Source organism: Enterobacter sp. SGAir0187 (assembly GCF_002952735.2).
In the GTDB taxonomy this organism is placed as follows: Bacteria; Pseudomonadota; Gammaproteobacteria; order Enterobacterales; family Enterobacteriaceae; genus Enterobacter; species Enterobacter quasiroggenkampii.
In genome coordinates this window covers 3,347,566-3,365,361 of sequence record NZ_CP025034.2, presented here as the reverse complement: position 1 = coordinate 3,365,361, position 17,796 = coordinate 3,347,566, and the positions used below count along the sequence as shown (strand labels likewise).

The 17,796-nt window shown below is 57.6% G+C and carries 15 protein-coding genes and 1 tRNA gene; 5 read left to right on the top strand and 11 right to left on the bottom strand.

The window, feature by feature from the left end:
* Positions 1 to 78: 78 nt before the first annotated feature.
* Genes citG through CWR52_RS16235 form a run of 8 tightly spaced genes read right to left on the bottom strand, consistent with a single transcriptional unit; the run spans position 79 to position 7,387 of the window.
* Positions 79 to 882, bottom strand: coding sequence for a triphosphoribosyl-dephospho-CoA synthase CitG (citG, locus tag CWR52_RS16270; RefSeq protein WP_104950134.1), 804 nt, complete (start codon positions 880 to 882; stop codon positions 79 to 81).
* A complete protein-coding gene (gene citX / locus CWR52_RS16265; RefSeq protein WP_104950133.1) occupies positions 860 to 1,399 on the bottom strand; it encodes a citrate lyase holo-[acyl-carrier protein] synthase in 540 nt (179 codons plus the stop codon). Before citX ends, citG begins: the two co-directional genes overlap by 23 nt.
* Positions 1,396 to 2,919 (bottom strand): citrate lyase subunit alpha, encoded by a 1,524-nt coding sequence (gene citF / locus CWR52_RS16260; protein WP_104950132.1) that lies wholly within the window; start codon positions 2,917 to 2,919, stop codon positions 1,396 to 1,398. Before citF ends, citX begins: the two co-directional genes overlap by 4 nt.
* Before the next feature lie 10 nt (positions 2,920 to 2,929).
* Positions 2,930 to 3,805 carry a citrate (pro-3S)-lyase subunit beta gene (gene citE, locus CWR52_RS16255; protein WP_023344877.1) on the bottom strand — a complete coding sequence of 292 codons (876 nt, stop codon included), beginning with the start codon at positions 3,803 to 3,805 and terminating at the stop codon, positions 2,930 to 2,932.
* Positions 3,802 to 4,095 carry a citrate lyase acyl carrier protein gene (citD, locus tag CWR52_RS16250; RefSeq protein WP_104950131.1) on the bottom strand — a complete coding sequence of 98 codons (294 nt, stop codon included), beginning with the start codon at positions 4,093 to 4,095 and terminating at the stop codon, positions 3,802 to 3,804. Before citD ends, citE begins: the two co-directional genes overlap by 4 nt.
* Positions 4,096 to 4,111: 16 nt before the next feature.
* Positions 4,112 to 5,134 (bottom strand): [citrate (pro-3S)-lyase] ligase, encoded by a 1,023-nt coding sequence (gene citC, locus CWR52_RS16245; protein WP_104950130.1) that lies wholly within the window; start codon positions 5,132 to 5,134, stop codon positions 4,112 to 4,114.
* Between the two features lie 10 nt (positions 5,135 to 5,144).
* Positions 5,145 to 6,008 (bottom strand): fumarylacetoacetate hydrolase family protein, encoded by an 864-nt coding sequence (locus tag CWR52_RS16240; protein WP_104950129.1) that lies wholly within the window; start codon positions 6,006 to 6,008, stop codon positions 5,145 to 5,147.
* 17 nt (positions 6,009 to 6,025) lie between these two features.
* Entirely contained in the window at positions 6,026 to 7,387 is a 1,362-nt protein-coding gene (locus CWR52_RS16235) for a 2-hydroxycarboxylate transporter family protein (RefSeq protein ID WP_021242090.1), read from the bottom strand.
* A 345-nt stretch (positions 7,388 to 7,732) separates the two neighbouring features.
* Here CWR52_RS16235 and CWR52_RS16230 point away from each other — a divergent pair, with 345 nt between their 5' ends.
* Together CWR52_RS16230 and CWR52_RS16225 are read left to right on the top strand one after the other, a co-directional pair.
* Positions 7,733 to 9,358 (top strand): ATP-binding protein, encoded by a 1,626-nt coding sequence (locus CWR52_RS16230; protein ID WP_104950128.1) that lies wholly within the window; start codon positions 7,733 to 7,735, stop codon positions 9,356 to 9,358.
* Positions 9,348 to 10,040 carry a response regulator gene (locus CWR52_RS16225; RefSeq protein WP_008499779.1) on the top strand — a complete coding sequence of 231 codons (693 nt, stop codon included), beginning with the start codon at positions 9,348 to 9,350 and terminating at the stop codon, positions 10,038 to 10,040. The genes CWR52_RS16230 and CWR52_RS16225 overlap by 11 nt, the downstream gene beginning before the upstream one ends.
* An 88-nt stretch (positions 10,041 to 10,128) precedes the next feature.
* On the opposite strand, the gene CWR52_RS16220 is transcribed toward CWR52_RS16225, so the two are convergent.
* A complete protein-coding gene (locus tag CWR52_RS16220; RefSeq protein WP_104950127.1) occupies positions 10,129 to 12,264 on the bottom strand; it encodes an ornithine decarboxylase in 2,136 nt (711 codons plus the stop codon).
* 181 nt (positions 12,265 to 12,445) lie between these two features.
* On the opposite strand from CWR52_RS16220, the gene CWR52_RS16215 reads away from it, so the two are divergent.
* Together CWR52_RS16215 and CWR52_RS16210 are read left to right on the top strand one after the other, a co-directional pair.
* Entirely contained in the window at positions 12,446 to 13,159 is a 714-nt protein-coding gene (locus CWR52_RS16215; RefSeq protein WP_032653359.1) for a DUF554 domain-containing protein, read from the top strand.
* Between the two features lie 95 nt (positions 13,160 to 13,254).
* A tRNA-Phe gene (locus CWR52_RS16210) sits at positions 13,255 to 13,330 on the top strand.
* Positions 13,331 to 13,470: 140 nt separating this feature from the next.
* On the opposite strand, the gene CWR52_RS16205 is transcribed toward CWR52_RS16210, so the two are convergent.
* A complete protein-coding gene (locus tag CWR52_RS16205; protein WP_252152162.1) occupies positions 13,471 to 13,893 on the bottom strand; it encodes a hypothetical protein in 423 nt (140 codons plus the stop codon).
* A gap of 262 nt (positions 13,894 to 14,155) precedes the next feature.
* On the bottom strand, positions 14,156 to 14,683 hold the full coding sequence (locus CWR52_RS16200; RefSeq protein WP_167467799.1) for a LuxR C-terminal-related transcriptional regulator: 528 nt from the start codon (positions 14,681 to 14,683) through the stop codon (positions 14,156 to 14,158).
* 671 nt (positions 14,684 to 15,354) lie between these two features.
* Here CWR52_RS16200 and pgaA point away from each other — a divergent pair.
* Entirely contained in the window at positions 15,355 to 17,793 is a 2,439-nt protein-coding gene (pgaA, locus tag CWR52_RS16195; protein WP_104950937.1) for a poly-beta-1,6 N-acetyl-D-glucosamine export porin PgaA, read from the top strand.
* Positions 17,794 to 17,796: the final 3 nt, after the last annotated feature.

The following is a 17,796-nucleotide window of genomic DNA, read 5'->3' as shown; positions in this document are numbered from 1 at the left end:
GTTGTGCCCGGTGGCGCTAACGCTTACCGGGCCTACAAAACCAGACCGTAGGCCGGGTAAGGCGAAGCCGCCACCCGGCTATTTTATTCCAGACAGCACCCACCCTACCGACAGTAAATCCGCGCTACCGCCCGGACTCAGGTTTCGTTCAATCAGTGCGTTATCCATTCTGATCAACGCCTCGCGATCCCAGCCGTTAGCCAGCAGTTCCCGCGCGTAGCCCTGAACGTAGCGCAGCCCTTCCATGCCGCCGCGAGATACCAGATTGCTGTCCTGATTGATGGCCATCAGGCGTAACAGCAGGCCGTGAAGTGAATGTCCATTCCACTGCGCCAGCGCCTTACGCACCGTCACAAAGCCGCTCTCCGCCTCACCGCGCGCGCCGGTTAAGCCGTACTGCTGGAACTGTCGCTCACCCGCCGTCGCCTGTCCGCTGCGTGCGGCCAGCTCCCGCGACACCAGCCCGCGGCAGATGTTACTCACCTCACAGCAGAGGCTCTCTGCGGAGATATTTTTCACACGCCCGGCGGCGAAGCACAGTAAACCCAGGGCAAAAATCCCGCCTTTGTGGGTGTTCACCCCATTCGTCGCGGCATACATGGCCTGCTCACAGGCCAGCCCCATAGGGCGGAGAAGCCGTAACTGTCCGCCAGCCGGTTTATCCGCATGCGCGCTGCCCAGCTCGGCAAAGCGCGAAAACCACGGCGTAATTGCCGCGATGCTGCGGACAAACAGCGCGTGGTCCATATCGCGATGAGAACCGTTGTTGAGCGTGTCCACCAGCCCCGGCTTGGGCGTCAGCTCCAGCTCCTGCCACAGCGCCGCTTCAGCAAGCGCGGGCACGTCAACCGGGTGCGGTTTAGTCGCGAGCAAACCAGTCATCGATCGTCTTCTCCACGCGGGAAACCACCTGCTCAACGGGGTGGTTACGCGAACGGGAACAGGCGTGGGCGGGCGCGTCGCAGATCAGGCAGCGCCTGAGATTTGCCCCCAGCGACTGACGCCCGACGTGGCCGTGCTGAGGGCAGATCACGTCCAGATCCCACAGTCTGCCGAGCGGGTGCGTCTGCTCCAGATCCGCACAGTGCGCTTTGATTTCCGCCGCCGGATGGGCCACGCACCACAGAGCTTCTGGCCCGGTCGGGAGCCACAGCACCAGGCGGTCCAGCACCTGCCAGCGGTTCTCCCACAGCAGCTGGTCGCACATCTGCAGCGCCACGCCCATGGTATTGCGATAGCGCAGGCTGTCCTTGATTTCCCCTGGCGTGACCAGCGTGAGGGAAATCACCGGTTGTTGATAGTGCTCAAGCATGTCAGCCTGGCGCGCTGCGCGGCGCTCTTTCGCCGCCAGCAGTTCGTCCAGGCTGACACCCGCCCGCACGGGTGTCGCTAAAGTCATACTTCCTCCTTCACCTGTCGCACGGTGTCGATCACGCTACCGTCGCGGTAGCGGATCACCCCGACGATTTTGTCGGTAAATTCAATCGGTTTCGGAACGCCGGTCAGGGAGATCGCCCGCTCATACAGCGCGTTGATATCCACAACCTTCAGCCCGGCCTCCAGCAGCCGCTCGCGGATTTCCGGGCGCGCCGGGTTAACCGCGATGCCGTGATCGGTAACCAGCACGTCGATGCTTTCGCCCGGCGTGAGGCGCGTGGTAACCCGCTTCACCACCGTCGGAATGCGGCTGCGCAGCAGAGGGGCAACGACGATGGTCAGGTTCGCCGCGGCGGCCACGTCGCAGTGCCCACCGGACGCGCCGCGCATCACGCCGTCGGAGCCGGTGATGACGTTGACGTTAAACTCGACGTCGATCTCCAGGGCGCTGAGGATCACCACGTCGAGCTGGTCGCAGCTTGCCGCCTTGCTGCCGGGGTTGGCGTAGACGTTGGTGGAGATTTCCACGTGGTTCGGGTTACGCGCCAGCGAGGCCGCCGCCTGACCGTCAAAGCACTGGGTATCGAGCAGCTTTTCGATGAGCCCCTTCTCGTGCAAATCCACCAGGCTGCCGGTGATGCCGCCAAGCGCAAAGCGCGCCTTCACGCCGCTGCGCTCCATCTTCTCTTCCATAAAGCGCGTGCAGGCGGTCGCCGCCGCGCCGGAGCCGGTCTGCATCGAGAAGCCCGGCTTGAAGTAGCCGGAATGCTCGATCACGTCCGCCGCATAGCGGGCGATCATCAGCTCGCGCGGGTTGCTGGTGACGCGCGCCGCGCCGACGCTGATTTTCGCCGGGTCGCCCACGCTCTCGACCTGCACGATGTAGTCCACCTGGTCCTGCACCAGGCTGGCGGGCATATTGGGGAACGGCACCAGCTCTTCAGTCAGCAGCACCACCTTGCGGGCAAAGTGGGCGTCCACCATCGCGTAACCGAGCGAACCGCAGCACGATTTGCCGTGCGTCCCGTTGGCGTTGCCAAACTCATCGCTGCACGGCACGCCGAGAAACGCCACGTCGATATTCAGCTCGCCGTCCTGGAGCAGCTTCACGCGCCCGCCGTGGGAGTGGATTTGCACCGGCTCGTCCATCAACCCGTGGGAGATGGCGTCCGCCAGCCTGCCGCGCATGCCGGAGGTGTAAATCCGGGTGATGACGCCGCTTTCGATGTGCTCAATCAGCGCGTCGTTGCAGGTCATCAGCGAGCTGGAGGCCAGCGTCAGGTTTTTGAAACCCATCCGCGCCAGCAGCGCCACGACGGTGTTGATCACCCGGTCGCCTTCGCGAAACGCATGGTGGAAGGAGATGGTCATCCCGTCCTGCAGGCCGCAGCGCTTAACCGCCTCTTCAACAGAGGCGCAGAGCTTGCGGCTGTGCTTCGCATCGCTGTCCGCCAGCCACGGCGTGATGCTGTGGGCGGTATCAAAGGGTTTTAAGTCCCGCAGATGGGGAAAATTCACGTGAAGAAGTTCAGTCTGATTCATTGTCTTATCCTTACCGACGCACGCCGGAGGCCGCCGCGCGCTCCAGCACCACCTGCGCGTGGTTAATAATCGGTGCATCCACCATTTTGCCGTTAAGCGACACCACGCCCAGGCCGTTACGCTCACCCTCTTCTGCCGCCTCAATCACCCTTCTGGCGTGATCCACCTCTTCCTGCGTCGGGGCGTAGGCGTTGTGCAGCAGGTCAATCTGGCGCGGGTTAATCAGCGATTTGCCGTTAAAGCCCATCTTGCGGATCAGATCGACCTCGCGCAGGAAACCGGCCTCGTCGTTAACGTCTGACCACACCACGTCGAAGGCGTCGATACCCGCCGCGCGGGCGGCGTGCAGCACGGCGCAGCGGGCGTAGAACAGCTCGGTGCCGTCGCCGCGCTCGGTCTGCATGTCCATCACGTAGTCAAAGGCGGCCAGCGCAATGCCGATGAGGCGCGGAGAGCTGCGGGCAATCGCCACGGCATTGATGACGCCAATGGCCGACTCAATCGCCGCCATCACGCGGGTGGAGCCGATCTCGCGGCCGCATGCCTGCTCGATGCGCTCGAGGTGGCCTTCCAGCTCGTAGATATCGTCCGGTGTGTCGGTTTTTGGCAGGCGGATCACGTCCACGCCGGCCCGCACGGCGGCCTCCAGATCCAGCAGGCCAAACGGCGTGCTGAGCGGGTTAATGCGCACCACGGTTTCGATATCCTGATACATCGGGTGCTGCAGCGCGTGAAACACCAGCATGCGCGCGGTATCCTTCTCACGCAGGGCAACGGCGTCCTCAAGGTCAAACATGATGGAGTCGGGACGGTAGATAAAGGCGGTGGAGAGCATGGCGGCGTTGGCGCCCGGCAGGAACAGCATGCTGCGGCGGAGTTTGCTCATTTCAGCGCCCCCCAGTTGATGGTCTGTTCGTCGGCGGCACGCATCAGCGCGCTTTGCAGGCGGGCGCGGATCACACAGTCCAGCGCCCCTTTGTCTTCAATAATGATGAGTCCCTGGTGCACGTTCATGGCGCGCAATGTACCGTTGACCACCTGGCGAATGTGCTCGCCGAACTGCTTAATCACTTCGCTGTGGATGACGATCTCCAGCTCACCGTGAGCGGGAGCGATTTTCACCATCAGGTCGCTGGACTCCTGCGTTCCGGCCAGCGCCTCCCTTACAATTTTCATGATAAATTCCTGGTAGTTAAGCGACTTCCGCACCCGCACGGTAATGCGTTTCGAGATGCGCGAAGGTGGAGTCCGGGACAATCTCCCGGATCCGGGAAAACTGCTGTGTCTTCAGTAATCGGCGCACTTCGGACGCCGATATGGCGTTGCCGGTGGCCTTGATGCGCGGCATCTCCACCACCTCGATATGCGAGGCCAGCAGGTCGTGCAGCGTCTGGTTGTACTGGCGGGTGATATCGCAGAACGGCTCCGAGCCGATGAAGCGGTGCGTAATGCCGAGCGCCGGGGCGATAAAGTCCCGGAAGATCAGCACGTCGATCTCGCTCCACGCCTGCTGCACTTTGCCGGTCTCCTTCAGGAAGTAGGCCGGAAACGTGGCGCGGGAGATGATGTACTGCGAGCCTTCATGCACCACTACGTTGGGCAGATGCGCCACGCCCGCGCGCACCATCTCGAGGCGCGCGCTGAACGGGAAGAACGAGGCGTCTTCGCGCACCACGAACAGGTGCAGGGCGTCACACTGCGCTGCCGCCTGCTCCACCAGATGGCGGTGCCCGAGGGTGAACGGATTGGCGTTCATCACGATGGCACCACTCTTCTCCCCACACTTGCGACTCGTGCGCAGAGAACGGCAGTAGCGCGCGATCCCCTGTGGGGTGTTCTCCATCAGCACCGCGTTATTCCCGCTCTGGGCAATCGGCCAAAAGCCGCTGCGGGCAAAGCGCTCCCGGTTGCAAGGCCGGGTGCAGAGGAAGAGGTGAAAATGGCCGCGCGCCAGCGCCGCATGTTCCACCTCTGCCAGCAGCCGCGCGCTGAGGTTCTCGCCGCGAAGCTGCTCGTTAACCGCCACGCACTTGATGACGTTGGTGGCAAGCCCTGCGCAACCCACCAGCTGCGAGCCGGACCAGGCTTCGACGAACAGCGTGATGTCGTTGTCCAGACCAAGGCCGCTGTCTGCCAGCAGATAACGGATCTGACTTAAGCGTTCCGGATGTTTCGCCATCAGCGTGTGGCGAAAATCGATGGGTTGACTGTTCATGCCGCCTTACTCAGTGTGCTGCCGCAAGCCCGACGGCTGGCGCTTCCACGATCACGTTGCTCAGATGGCCGATATGCTCGATCTCCACCTCAATGCGATCCCCTTCCTTCATAAACAGCGGCGGATTGCGCTTTTTACCCACGCCGCCAGGCGAGCCAGTGATGATCACGTCGCCAGGACTTAAGCGGGTAAAGGTGCTGATGTACTCGATCAGCTCCGCCACCTTGTGGATCATGCTGCTGGTGTTGTCTTCCTGCACCATGCGGCCGTTCAGCCAGGTGCGAATCGCCAGTTGGTGCGGATCGGGGATCTCATCCGCCGTCGCCATCCACGGACCAAACGCGCCGGTCTGACGCCAGTTTTTACCGGCGGTAAACCAGGTGTGCTGCCAGTCGCGGGCGGAACCGTCCATGTAGCAGCTGTATCCGGCCACGTGGCGCAGGGCGTCGTCGCGACTGATGTTCTCCCCGCCTTTACCGATGATCACCGCCAGCTCGCCTTCGTAGTCGAATTCGCTGGAGTGGCGCGGCTTCAGCACCGGCTCGTTGTGCCCGGTCTGTGAATCCGGGAAGCGGACAAACAGCGTCGGAGCCGGGTTGTGCTGGTCAAACTCCTTGCGCTTGTCGGCGTAGTTCATGCCCACGCAGAGGATTTTTTCCGGCTGCTCAATCACCGGTAAGAAGGTGATGGCGCTCAGCGGCACGTCCACGGCATCGTTCAGGTAGCGGGTGGCCTGCGCCAGCCCGTTGCCCTGCAGCAGCGCCTTGAGGTCGCTGAAGCGGTCGCCTAGACGGCGGCCTAAATCAATCACGCCGTCGGCCTGCACGATGCCGTAGCTGCGTTTTCCCTGGTATAAAAAGCTTGCGAGTTTCATTGTTCTTTCCTGAAAACTTAAACGAGGAAGTTGCCCAGAATCAGCAGAGAAATGGAGACGTTAATCGCCCCGCCGATACGGGTAGCAATCTGGGCGAATGGCATCAGGCTCATGCGGTTGCCTGCGGTCAGGATCGCCACGTCGCCGGTACCGCCCTGTCCGCTCTGACAGCAGGAGACGATGGCGACATCAATCGGGTGCATACCAATCTTTTTGCCGACGAAGAACCCGGTCGCCACCAGCGCGGAGACGGTGCTGATAATCACCAGCAGGTTGGTCAGCGTGAAGGCGGCCACCAGTTCATGCCACGGGGTGATGGCCACGCCAACGGCAAAGAGAATCGGGTAGGTCACAGAGGTCTGGAAGAATTTGTACACCACCTGAGAACCTTCCAGCAGGCGTGGTGAGGCGCCGTTGCAGAGTTTCACCAGCACCGCCATAAACAGCATGCCAACGGGCGCAGGCAGGCCAATCAGCTTGTGGCCGAGCATGCCCAGCATATAGAGCAGCACCGCCAGCAGCGCGCCGGAGGCGATCGTGGTCACGTCCGCTTTGCCGGAGAACGCAGGCTGAGAGACGGTGGCATCGGCATTGGCGCGGTTAGGCATCAGCTGGCCTTCACCGGTCAGATGCGGGTAGCGTTTACCGAGCTGGTTCAGGCAGCCGGAGATGATGATCGCCGTCAGACCGCCGAGCATCACCATCGGCAACACGCGGCCGAGCGCCACGCCCTGGTCCATGTGCAGCAGGGTGGCATAGCCGATGGAAAGCGGGATCGCCCCTTCCCCGACGCCGCCCGCCATAATCGGCAGAATGATAAAGAAGAAGATCTGGAACGGCTCAAGACCCAGCGCCAGGCCGACGCCCATCCCCACCAGCATGCCGACGATTTCGCCACACAGCATCGGGAAGAAGATGCGCAGGAAGCCCTGAATCAGCACCGTGCGGTTCATGCTCATGATGCTGCCGACAATAATGCAGCAGATGTAGAGGTAGAGAATGTTGGTGGATTTGTAGAACTTGGTCGTGGACTCGACCACCACGTCCGGCAGCAAACCGTAGTAGACCAGCGCGGAAGGGATAAAGGTGGCGCAAATCGCCGCCGCGCCGAGCTTGCCGACAATCGGCAGGCGTTTGCCAAACTCACCGCAGGCAAAGCCGAAGAAGGCCAGCGTCGCCACCATCACCACGATATCGCTCGGCAGTTTTCCGCCCAGGCAATCAATCGCGATCAGTGCCCCCGCCAGAACGAACAGCGGCAGAGGAATAATCCCGATTTTCCAGGTATCCATAATATGCCACCAGCGCTCTTTGAGCGAAGGTCGCTGAATTTCAATCGGGTCGTGGGTAACAGAGAAAGAATCGTCAGTTGTGCTCATAATAAGCCCCTTGGTTATTTTGTGCGTTCAGCTTAGAGTCACAAAGGCTTACTTTATGTGAGGGATGGCATATTAAAAGCGAAGTTTTAATGGCAGCTATGGTTTTAATGGTTTCTTTTATTTAATGTGATTTATGCCTTATTTATTGTCGTGGTTTTTATGGTTTCTTTTCTGAATTGAACAAACAAATAACATTTATTCATACCACCCAAAGCACGTTAGCCTTTTGGATAACGCTTTTACAGCGCCCGCTGTGCAAGGGATCACAAGTTTTCGGCAAAGCGGACGTCCGCGCGAAAAAAGATGATATATTGGCGATCTTTGTCGCTACCTTGCGTGATAGTTATGAAAGTCTCTTTCCAGATCAAGTTGTTTATTTCGCTGGTTGCCTTTTTCTCAGTGCTTTTTGCGTTACTGGGCGGATATTATTATGCCGACGTCGGGAAACAGCTATATCAGGAAATGAGCACGCGCGCCAAAATACAGGCTGAAGAGATTGCACTTATTCCAACATTGCGACATGAAGTTGAACAAAAAAATATCAGCGTCATCCATGATTTTATGCAGAAGATGTCTGCGCACAGTGACGCCAGCTTTATTGTGATTGGCGATAATAAGGGCCAGCATCTTTTTCACTCCGTCTTCGCCGACAGAGTGGGCACCACGCTGGTAGGCGGTGACAACGAAGCCGTATTGCAGGGTAAAAGCACCACCACCATCCGCAAAGGCGGGTTGGGTATTTCGCTGCGCAGTAAAGCCCCCATCTTCAACGCTGCCGGACAGGTGGTGGGCATTGTTTCGGTCGGCTATCTCACCAGCTACCTGGACACCATTACCGTCAGTAAAGTGGTCAATATCCTGATTGCCGCCGTGCTGCTGCTAATCGCTCTCTTTATCTTCTCCTGGTTCTTTACCCGCAGTATTAAGAAGCAGATCTTCTCCCTTGAGCCGCGCGAGATCGGCCTGCTGGTGCGCCAGCAGAAGGCGCTGATGGAGTCTATTTATGAAGGGGTGATTGCCATTGACGATCAAAGGCGGATTGAGGTGATCAACCAGGCAGCGCGCAAGCTGCTGGGGCTGAGCCAGCCGGCCCGTGAGCTGCGCGGGCAGCTGATAAGCCAGGTGATCGATCCGGTCCCGTTCTTTGACACGCAGACGATGCTGGCGAAAGATACCCATGACGAGATTTGCCGTTTTAACGATCTGACGGTGATTGCCAGCCGGGTCCACATCATGCTTGAGGGGTCGCTGCAGGGCTGGGTGATCACCTTCCGCGATCGCAACGAGATCGACTCGCTGAGCGCCCAGCTTAGCCAGGTCAAACGCTATGTCGATAACCTGCGCATAATGCGTCATGAGCAGTTAAACCGGATGACCACCCTGTCCGGTCTGCTGCATATGGGCCGCTATGAGGAGGCGATTGGCTATATTCAGGCGCAGTCTGAACACGCCCAGGAGCTGCTGGACTTTATCTCTTCGCGCTTCAGCTCCCCGACCCTGTGCGGCCTGCTGCTGGGCAAAGCCGCCCGCGCGCGGGAGAAAGGCGTCGAACTGAGTTTCGACCCGGCCTGTCGTCTGGACAGACCGTTCCTACCGCTGGGAGAGCAAGAGCTGATTTCGATTATTGGTAACCTGCTGGATAACGCCATCGAAGCGACACAGCGGTCGCCGCTTCCGCATGCGCCGGTGGAAGTGCTGATAAAACTCAGCGAGCAGGAGCTGATCATTGAAGTGGCCGACCAGGGCGTTGGCATTACACCGGCGATCCGTGACCGGATATTTGAACGCGGCATCACCACCAAAACGCGAGGCGATCATGGGATTGGTCTGTATCTGATCGAAAGCTATGTCACACAGGCTGGCGGCGCGATAGAAGTTGCCGATAATACGCCGCGCGGCGCCATTTTCTCCCTGTTTATCCCGGCCACGGGAACCGCCCGGCAACTGGAAGACACCGACTATGCAACATGAACTTATCGACGTACTGATTGTTGAAGACGAGAACGAACTGGCGCAACTGCACGCGGAGCTGATAAGCAAGCATCCGCGCCTGAGGCTGGTGGGCATTGCCTCGTCGCTGGCTGCGGCCCAGGCAGAGCTTGCAAGCAAACAGCCGCAGCTGGTGCTGTTGGATAACTATCTGCCGGACGGCAAAGGGATCTCGCTGATCAATAACCCCATGCTGGCCCGCGCCAACTGCTCGGTGATTTTTATCACTGCCGCCAGCGATATGGACACCTGCAGCCAGGCCATCCGCAACGGCGCGTTCGACTACATCCTCAAACCCGTCTCCTGGAAGCGGCTCAGCCAGTCGCTGGAGCGGTTTGTGCAGTTTGCCGAACAGCAGCGCGTCTGGAAGATTGTCGACCAGCAGAACGTCGATTCGCTCTATCAGCTTCAGGCGAAAAACTACCGCCAGGACAACGGCAGCAAGGGCATTGAGGAGAATACCCTGGCGCGGGTGCAGTCGCTGTTTAACGACAAGGCCACGCACTGCTTTACTGTGGATGAGGTGGTAAGCGAGACGGGATTGAGTAAAACCACCACCCGCCGCTATCTGGAGCACTGCGTAGAGACCGGGTTTCTCAGCGTGGAGATGCTGTACGGCAAGATTGGGCATCCGAGGAGGATGTACCGCCGCGCAGAAGCCTGAAGCTATATTGTAGGCCCGGTAAGCTTGCGCCACCGGGCAAGTCGCCGGGTGACGCTGACGCTTACCCGGCCTACGTTCGGGGGAGAGTCTACTTCAACACATATCCATACAGCCGCTTAATCCCGTCGGCATCCTTCTCGCTGTACACCCCCTGCAGCTCCGGCGAGAAGCCCGGCAGCAGGTTGATGCCCTCCTCCAGCGCCAGGAAGTAACGCTGTACCGCCCCGCCCCAGACTTCACCCGGCACCACGCACAGCACGCCTGGCGGATAGGGCAGCGCCCCTTCGGCAGCAATCCGCCCTTCGGCATCCCGGATGCGAACCAGCTCCACGTCTCCGCGAATATATGCCTGGTTGGCATCCTGCGGGTTCATCACCACCTCAGGCAGGCTCTCCTTGCGGAACATCGCCTTCTGTAAATCCTTCACGTCAAAGCTGACGTAGAGATCGTGCATCTCCTGGCACAGCTGGCGAAGGGTGTAATCCCGGTAGCGCACCGGGTATTTCTGGAAGATCGTCGGCAGCACGTCCGCCAGCGGCGTGTCGTCTTCAATATGCTGTTCAAACTGGCCCAGCATCGCCACCAGCTGCGCCAGCTTCTCGCTGCTTTCGGCAGGCGTCAGCAGGAACAGGATCGAGTTGAGGTCGCATTTCTCCGGCACGATGCCGTTTTCGCGCAGGTAGTGCGCCAGAATCGTCGCCGGGATCCCGAAATCGGTGTACTCCCCCGTCTCGGCATCGATGCCCGGCGTGGTCAGCAGCAGCTTGCACGGGTCGACAAAGTACTGCTCGTGAGCATAGCCCTCAAACCCGTGCCATTTGGCCCCCGGCTCAAAGCTGAAGAAGCGCAGCTCGCTGGCGATGGCGTGCGTCGGATGATCCTGCCACGGCCGCCCCGCCACCACCGGTGGGATAAACGGTTTGATCATATGACAGTTGGCAATGATCGCCTTACGCGCCTCAATCCCCAGCTCAACGCACTCGGCCCAGAGCCTGCGCCCGCTTTCCCCTTCGTGGATCTTGGCATTCACATCCAGCGCGGCGAACAGCGGGTAAAACGGGCTGGTGGAGGCATGCAGCATAAAGGCGTTGTTCAGCCGCTTGTGCGGGCAGAAACGCGCCTGACCACGAATATGGTTATCCTTTTTATGGATCTGCGAGGTTTGTGAGAATCCGGCCTGTTGTTTATGCACCGACTGGGTCACGAAAATCCCAGGATCGTTCTCGTTCAGCTCCAGTAACAGCGGGGACGTTTCCGCCATCATCGGAATAAATTGCTCGTAGCCCACCCAGGCGGAGTCAAAGAGGATGTAGTCGCACAGATGGCCGATCTTGTCGATCACCTGACGGGCGTTGTAGATCGTCCCGTCGTAGGTGCCTAGCTGAATGATCGCCAGGCGGAACGGACGCGCCTCGTCGGCTTTCTCCGGCGCCGCCTCGCGGATCAGGTCCCGCAGATAGCCTTCGTCAAAACAGTGATCGTCAATCCCGCCAATGAAGCCAAACGGGTTACGCGCGGCCTCAAGATAAACCGGCGTGGCGCCTGCCTGGATCAGCGCCCCGTGGTGGTTCGATTTATGGTTGTTGCGGTCGAACAGCACCAGATCGCCGCGGGTGAGCAGCGCGTTAGTTACCACCTTGTTGGCCGCCGACGTACCGTTCAGCACGAAGTAGGTTTTATCCGCGTTGAACACTTTCGCCGCGAATTTTTGCGCATGCTTGGCGGACCCTTCGTGGATCAGCAGATCGCCCAGCTTCACGTCGGCATTGCACATGTCGGCGCGAAATACGTTCTCACCGAAGAAATCATAGAACTGCCGCCCTGCCGGGTGTTTTTTGAAAAAGGCGCCGTGCTGGTGTCCCGGGCAGGCGAAAGTGCTGTTGCCCATCTCCACATACTGGCTCAGGGTGTCGAAAAACGGCGGCAGCAAGTTCTCTTCGTAACGGCTGGCAGCAGTCTCCAGTTCCAGAAACTCCTGAGCTTTACCCGAGATGACCGCGGTGGCGCCGTCAGGCGCTTCCGTTGGCTCCTGAGAGAAAATAAACACCGGTAAATGAAAGCCCGTGCGTTTCAGCAATGCAAGGATGCCGCTGCGACTCTCTGTCGTCGTCATGACGACGGCGGCCACATCGGTGAAATCCGTGCTGTCCAGCGTCACCTTTTCGCGGTGCGTAGACACCGTTGAGAGCAGCTCGCGGCTGACGGCGATTTTCATGGTTTTCATAAGCGCAATTACCCTCACCGAACGGTGAGACAGGGAGGAGAAAATTCGCGCAATAATGTCACCTTTTATTTTGAGGTGCAAGAAGGAATCAGTATGCACGAAACCACCCAAAGCTAAGGCCCGCGCAGCCCTGAAGTGCCATAATAATGCAATATCAATGATTAAATATCAGGAGTTAACTGTGGTTATCGGGCCATTTATCAACGCAGGAGCCGTATTGCTGGGCGGGGTACTCGGCGCAGTGCTAAGCCAGCGGCTGCCGGAGCGTATTCGCACCTCCATGCCCTCAATATTCGGCCTGGCATCGTTAGGGATCGGTATTCTGTTGGTGGTCAAATGCGCCAACCTGCCGGTGATGGTGCTGGCCACCCTGCTCGGCGCGCTGATTGGCGAATTTTGCTATCTGGAAAAAGGCATTAACAGCGCGGTGAGCAAAGCCAAAAACCTGATAGCCCGACCGGGTAAGGCGAAACACGGCACGCACGAGACGTTTATTCAGAACTATGTCGCCATCATTATTCTGTTTTGCGCCAGCGGCACCGGGATTTTCGGTTCGATGCAGGAAGGGATGACGGGCGACCCGAGCATTTTGATTGCAAAAGCGTTTCTTGATTTCTTCACCGCCACCATTTTTGCCACCACGCTCGGCATTGCCGTGGCGGCGATTTGCGTCCCGATGCTGCTGATCCAGCTGGCGCTCGCCACCTGTGCCACGTTGATTCTTCCGCTCACCACGCCAGCGATGATGGCAGACTTTACCGCCGTCGGCGGCCTGCTGCTGCTGGCTACCGGGCTGCGCATCTGTGGGATCAAGATGTTTGCCGTGGTGAACATGCTGCCCGCACTGCTGCTCGCCATGCCGCTCTCCGCGCTCTGGACGCACTTTTTCGCTTAAGGAAGCGGCGAAATGGTGAGAGATTGCGCAGTCCGTAACGAAAACAACATTTTTCGTTGACGCCATCGGGCAGATCGGGTTTAATGCGCCCCGTTGCCCGGATAGCTCAGTCGGTAGAGCAGGGGATTGAAAATCCCCGTGTCCTTGGTTCGATTCCGAGTCCGGGCACCACTATTTAGAAAACCCAGCCTATGGCTGGGTTTTTGCTATATGGCTACGGCCGATTTCTGGGCGCTGATAAGCGTGGCTTTAATGCAGGCACGCTTACGCTAATAGCCCGGTAAGTTAATACAGGCGGTGGCTCTTTTTTATCACTTAATTTTGCCGGATAAATTGCTGACCTGATTTGAAAGGTTGTCGTTGCTCCGCTTCATGTCATCAAGGCTTCTTTGCAATCGCTCGATCTTACTCTCCTGCTCAGAATTCTTTCTCTCAAGCTGTGAAACCTTCTGAGTTAGCTCATCGACTTTGCGGTTGTCGGACTTCATCTTCCTCAGGCTATCCTGCATCTCCTGTAGATCCGACACCCTGAAATCAGAAGGCTCGATTTCATCTGCATCAGAAATTACCGGGATATATCCTCTATTACCGCTGCTGGGTTTGATACTAACCTGAACTTTATTTAGACCCGCAGAGTGCGCGTAACCTATTGAAGAAAAATAAAAAAAAGAAACAACACACAGACCAGACAGATATTTATTCATTTCTAACGTCCTTTTAAATTTTTCAATCACTTCCAGGAGTCTCCTTCTGGTATCACCCGCTCAGGATAAAACACCTGGCTTAGCCTCAGGCAGTTCATAAACGGGGTTAAAGAGCAGAAGATACTATTCGTTTTTCATTATAATATGCGTTTCCTCTCCCCCAAAATCCAACCGCCACCCGCTCATTTTCTGCCACCTTACATCCGCCGGTATCGAGATAAGCGCGTTACCACGCACCTTATTAACGAACCCGCCCTCGTGGCGGTTTTTTGCTTTTGAATTCCTGACAACTTTAGGGATCGTTCCCACCTGTGCCCAGCAGTTTGTTTTTGAAGATAAACAAACACGCCTCATTAAAGTTCTCCGCCCTCAGCCGTTCGGAGAGCGCCGTCCGTTTGCGGTAGAGGCTTTTCACCGACGTATTCAGCTCGCCTGCAATCTCCTCCATTGACATCCCTGCTCTCAGCAACCGCAGCATGATCGTTTCATGCGTGCTCAGCCGTAAATTCAGCAGCCACTTCGTGGTCAGGCGTCGGCCCTTCATATTGAGTACCAGGTTAAACAGCGAGGCCATGTCCGGCGCCGTCAGCGACGTATTCATAAACAGCTTCATACTGAGCAGATTTTCCTCGCGGTGGCGCATATCAAGCATAACGCAGCAGATCGTTTTTCTCGTTCTGGCCGGATGGCGTATCAGGTAATCATATAAACGGAGCGGACAACGACTATCAATCAATACAGAATATTCATCTGCATCGTTATCAAATATGTTTCTGTCAATCGAATCGAGCAGGATAATATCTGGAAAAAATATCTGCATGCCCCTGACAAGGTAGCGATCCTGAGTCACTAACACTATTGAAGTTGCCACTAACCATCCCTTTTAGATTAAAGCAAGAACGATCCTGCGAAAAGAAGACCGCCTTCGTTTTATAGCGCTGTTATATTAACGATAAATGTATTCTGGCTTTGGACATCCCTCAATACACACATTGATGAGTAAGACTTCCTGTAGACTATCATTCAATGGCTGGCATTAATTATAAATAAAAAACAATCGCAGAAAAGTCACTTCTCTAAACATTAAGAATTTTTGTCATGAAACTTCCCAAACATGCACCAGAAAGTACTTTAATTGAGGCAGATAAGCGTCATTAAAAATATATACAAAATTGTCACAATAAAAATAAAACCATTAAATTTCAATGAATTGCAATTAAGAATTCAATTCAAAATAAACACAAAAAGCTGCTCATTACAGAATTATCTCAAAACTACGCAGCCGCTTTTCAGCATATTTATCCGGCAACATATCAGGTGTACATTACCTCCCATCCAGTCTACTGAGATGAGGATCCATAATTACCTTTAAGTAAGTACCACGTAACATCACTGCATTCAGATTTAATGTTCTCATTTATGGCCTTTACGCTGAGCTTAAAGGCAGCCGTGTTATGCAATGGATTCATGAAAAACAAATGGCAAATAGATATGGAAAGATCGCTTGGCTTCAGTACATTATTCTTTTATCGCACCTCAACATTATTGTTTCTGTTATTGCTCTTTCCTGTTCTGGTTCAGGCGACGGAATCCGTTTATGAGCAACAGATTCAACAGGCGCGTAATGGTAATTACACGTCGTTTCTCGATTATCTTCAGCGTTATCAGCAGCAGCATGCCCTGACGCCTGAACACGTTGCGGACTGGTTACAGGTGGCGGCCTGGGCAGGCCATGATGACGAGGTTATTCAGGTCTGGCAGCGCTACAGCATTTATATGCCGCTGCCCGCCCGCGGCGTTGCGGCTGTCGCACAGGCCAGGCGAAATCAGAAAGCGTGGCAGCCCGCTCTGGCGCTCTGGAAAGAAGCGCACAGCCTTGAACCGGATAACGACGATTATCGTATTGGCTATATCAAAACCCTGGCCGATGCCCGTAAAGATACGCTTGCCCTGCAGGAGGCCCGACAGCTGGTGGCGGAAAATCCCTCTCAGGCGCATCTTCAGACGCTGGCGTATGTCTGGCAACGCCAGGGAAAAAGCTGGGATCGGCTTTTAGCCGACACGCGCGCGCTGGATATCGCGCCAGAAAATCACGCGCTTCTTCGCGAGCTGATCGACGCGCTAACGGATAACCGGGTCAATACCCCCGCGCTCCTGCTTTCACAAAGCGTAATCCTGTCTCCCGCGGAGCGTCGTCGTCTTGAGCTGAATGCCGCAGCCGAAAGCGTTCGTCTTGCAGATGTGCCAGGCAGAACAGAAAAAGAGCGCCTGCAGCTTGCGCAATCTGCGCTGAATCGTTACGACGCGCTGCTTTCTCGCTGGCAAAGCGAGCCGCAGGCGGCGGAAGACGTCGTCCTTGCGCGTATCGACCGGCTCGGCGCCCTGTACGCTCATGCCGATTACCCGCGGGTCAACAGCGAATATCAGGATCTGACGGCAGCCCGGCACCCGGTGCCGGGCTGGGCAATCGGCTGGGTGATCTCCGCATATCTGCAGGAGAAAAACGCTGCCGCCGCCTTCGCGCTTCTGCAACGCTATCCGCAATACGCTTCCGACGCGCAGGACGAGGAGCACGCGCTTTTCTACGCCTGGCTGGATACGGGAGAGTATCCGTCCGCCCGCCGGTATGCAGAGCGCCAGTCCCGCAACGTTCCCTGGACCCGTTACGATTTTGGCTCCCCTACCCCTCAGCCGAACGATCGATGGCTTACCGGTCAGTCGCTCCGTTTTAACTATTTGCTGGCGACGAATACCCTGCCGGAAGCCGAAACGCTGGCGCACCATCTGGCGACGACGGCGCCGGGCAATCAGGGGTTACAGATTGACTACGCCACCCTGCTTCAGGCGCGGGGCCTGCCGCGCGCGGCCGAGCAAACGCTGAAAATGGCGGAGGCGCTGGAGCCCTCGAATCTGGAACTTGAGCAGCAGCAGGCTTACGTCGCCATGGATCTGCAGGAGTGGCGGCAGATGGATTTACTGGCTGACGACGTCGTCGCCCGCGCGCCGCGCGATCGCAGCGCCAGGCGTCTGGACAGGCTCCGCACCGTCCACCATATGTCCGAGCTGCGCCTCAACGCGAGCAAGGGTTTGCACTCCGATAACCCCGTCAGCGGGACGCACGACCTCAACTGGGACGCCACGCTCTATGGCCCGCCCGTAGCGGATAACTGGCGGCTGTTTGCCGGCACCCGCTATGCCGAGGGTAATTTCGATGAAGGCAAAGGCACCAGCCGTCACCTGTTGGGCGGTATCGAATGGCGGCCACGCGATCTCCAGCTCGAAGCCGAGCTCTCAAGCAACCGCTATCACGGAGCGAACAAGCCGGGCGCTCGCCTCTCAACAACGTACTTTGTCACCGATAACTGGCAGGTCAGCGGCAGCCTTGAGCGCCTGTCGCGCACCACGCCCCTGCGGGCGTTAAGCAACGGGATCAGCGCCAACCGGGGGGAAGGCGGGGTGCGCTGGTATCAAAACGAGCGTCGTGAATATCAGTTCAACGCCGCCCTCAGCCGCTTCTCGGACCATAACCGCCGACAGGAATACACCCTCACGGGTAAGGAGCGTCTCTGGCAGACACCGTCCCTGACGCTGGATCTCGAACCGGGGATCGCTGCCAGCAAAAACAGCCTGCGGGACACCCTCTATTACAACCCGGCGCGGGATCTCTCCGTGACGGCCGCCCTGTCCGTCGACCATGAGATGTATCGCCATTACGACACCCTCTGGAGCCAGCAGTTCGTGGCGGGAGGCGGTCGCTACTGGCAGAAAAATCAGTCCGCTGGCGCCATCGCTCTGCTGGGTTACGGACAACGCGTTCAGTGGAACAACGTCATGGACGCCGGCGTGATGCTGAACTGGGACAAGCGCCCTTACGACGGCAAACGCGAGAGCAGCCTCTCCGTCACGTTTGATGCGACTTTGCGCTTTTAAGGA

Excerpts from the sequence above, each read along its gene's own strand:
- citX (WP_104950133.1), bottom strand. The coding sequence starts at position 1,399 with ATGACTTTAGCGACACCCGTGCGGGCGGGTGTCAGCCTGGACGAACTG.
- citD (WP_104950131.1), bottom strand. The coding sequence starts at position 4,095 with ATGAAAATTGTAAGGGAGGCGCTGGCCGGAACGCAGGAGTCCAGCGAC.
- CWR52_RS16220 (WP_104950127.1), bottom strand. The coding sequence starts at position 12,264 with ATGAAAACCATGAAAATCGCCGTCAGCCGCGAGCTGCTCTCAACGGTG.
- CWR52_RS16225 (WP_008499779.1), top strand. The coding sequence starts at position 9,348 with ATGCAACATGAACTTATCGACGTACTGATTGTTGAAGACGAGAACGAA.
- CWR52_RS16200 (WP_167467799.1), bottom strand. The coding sequence starts at position 14,683 with ATGCAGATATTTTTTCCAGATATTATCCTGCTCGATTCGATTGACAGA.
- CWR52_RS16235 (WP_021242090.1), bottom strand. The coding sequence starts at position 7,387 with ATGAGCACAACTGACGATTCTTTCTCTGTTACCCACGACCCGATTGAA.
- citF (WP_104950132.1), bottom strand. The coding sequence starts at position 2,919 with ATGAATCAGACTGAACTTCTTCACGTGAATTTTCCCCATCTGCGGGAC.
- citE (WP_023344877.1), bottom strand. The coding sequence starts at position 3,805 with ATGAGCAAACTCCGCCGCAGCATGCTGTTCCTGCCGGGCGCCAACGCC.
- pgaA (WP_104950937.1), top strand. The coding sequence starts at position 15,355 with ATGGAAAGATCGCTTGGCTTCAGTACATTATTCTTTTATCGCACCTCA.
- CWR52_RS16230 (WP_104950128.1), top strand. The coding sequence starts at position 7,733 with ATGAAAGTCTCTTTCCAGATCAAGTTGTTTATTTCGCTGGTTGCCTTT.
- CWR52_RS16240 (WP_104950129.1), bottom strand. The coding sequence starts at position 6,008 with ATGAAACTCGCAAGCTTTTTATACCAGGGAAAACGCAGCTACGGCATC.
- citC (WP_104950130.1), bottom strand. The coding sequence starts at position 5,134 with ATGAACAGTCAACCCATCGATTTTCGCCACACGCTGATGGCGAAACAT.
- citG (WP_104950134.1), bottom strand. The coding sequence starts at position 882 with ATGACTGGTTTGCTCGCGACTAAACCGCACCCGGTTGACGTGCCCGCG.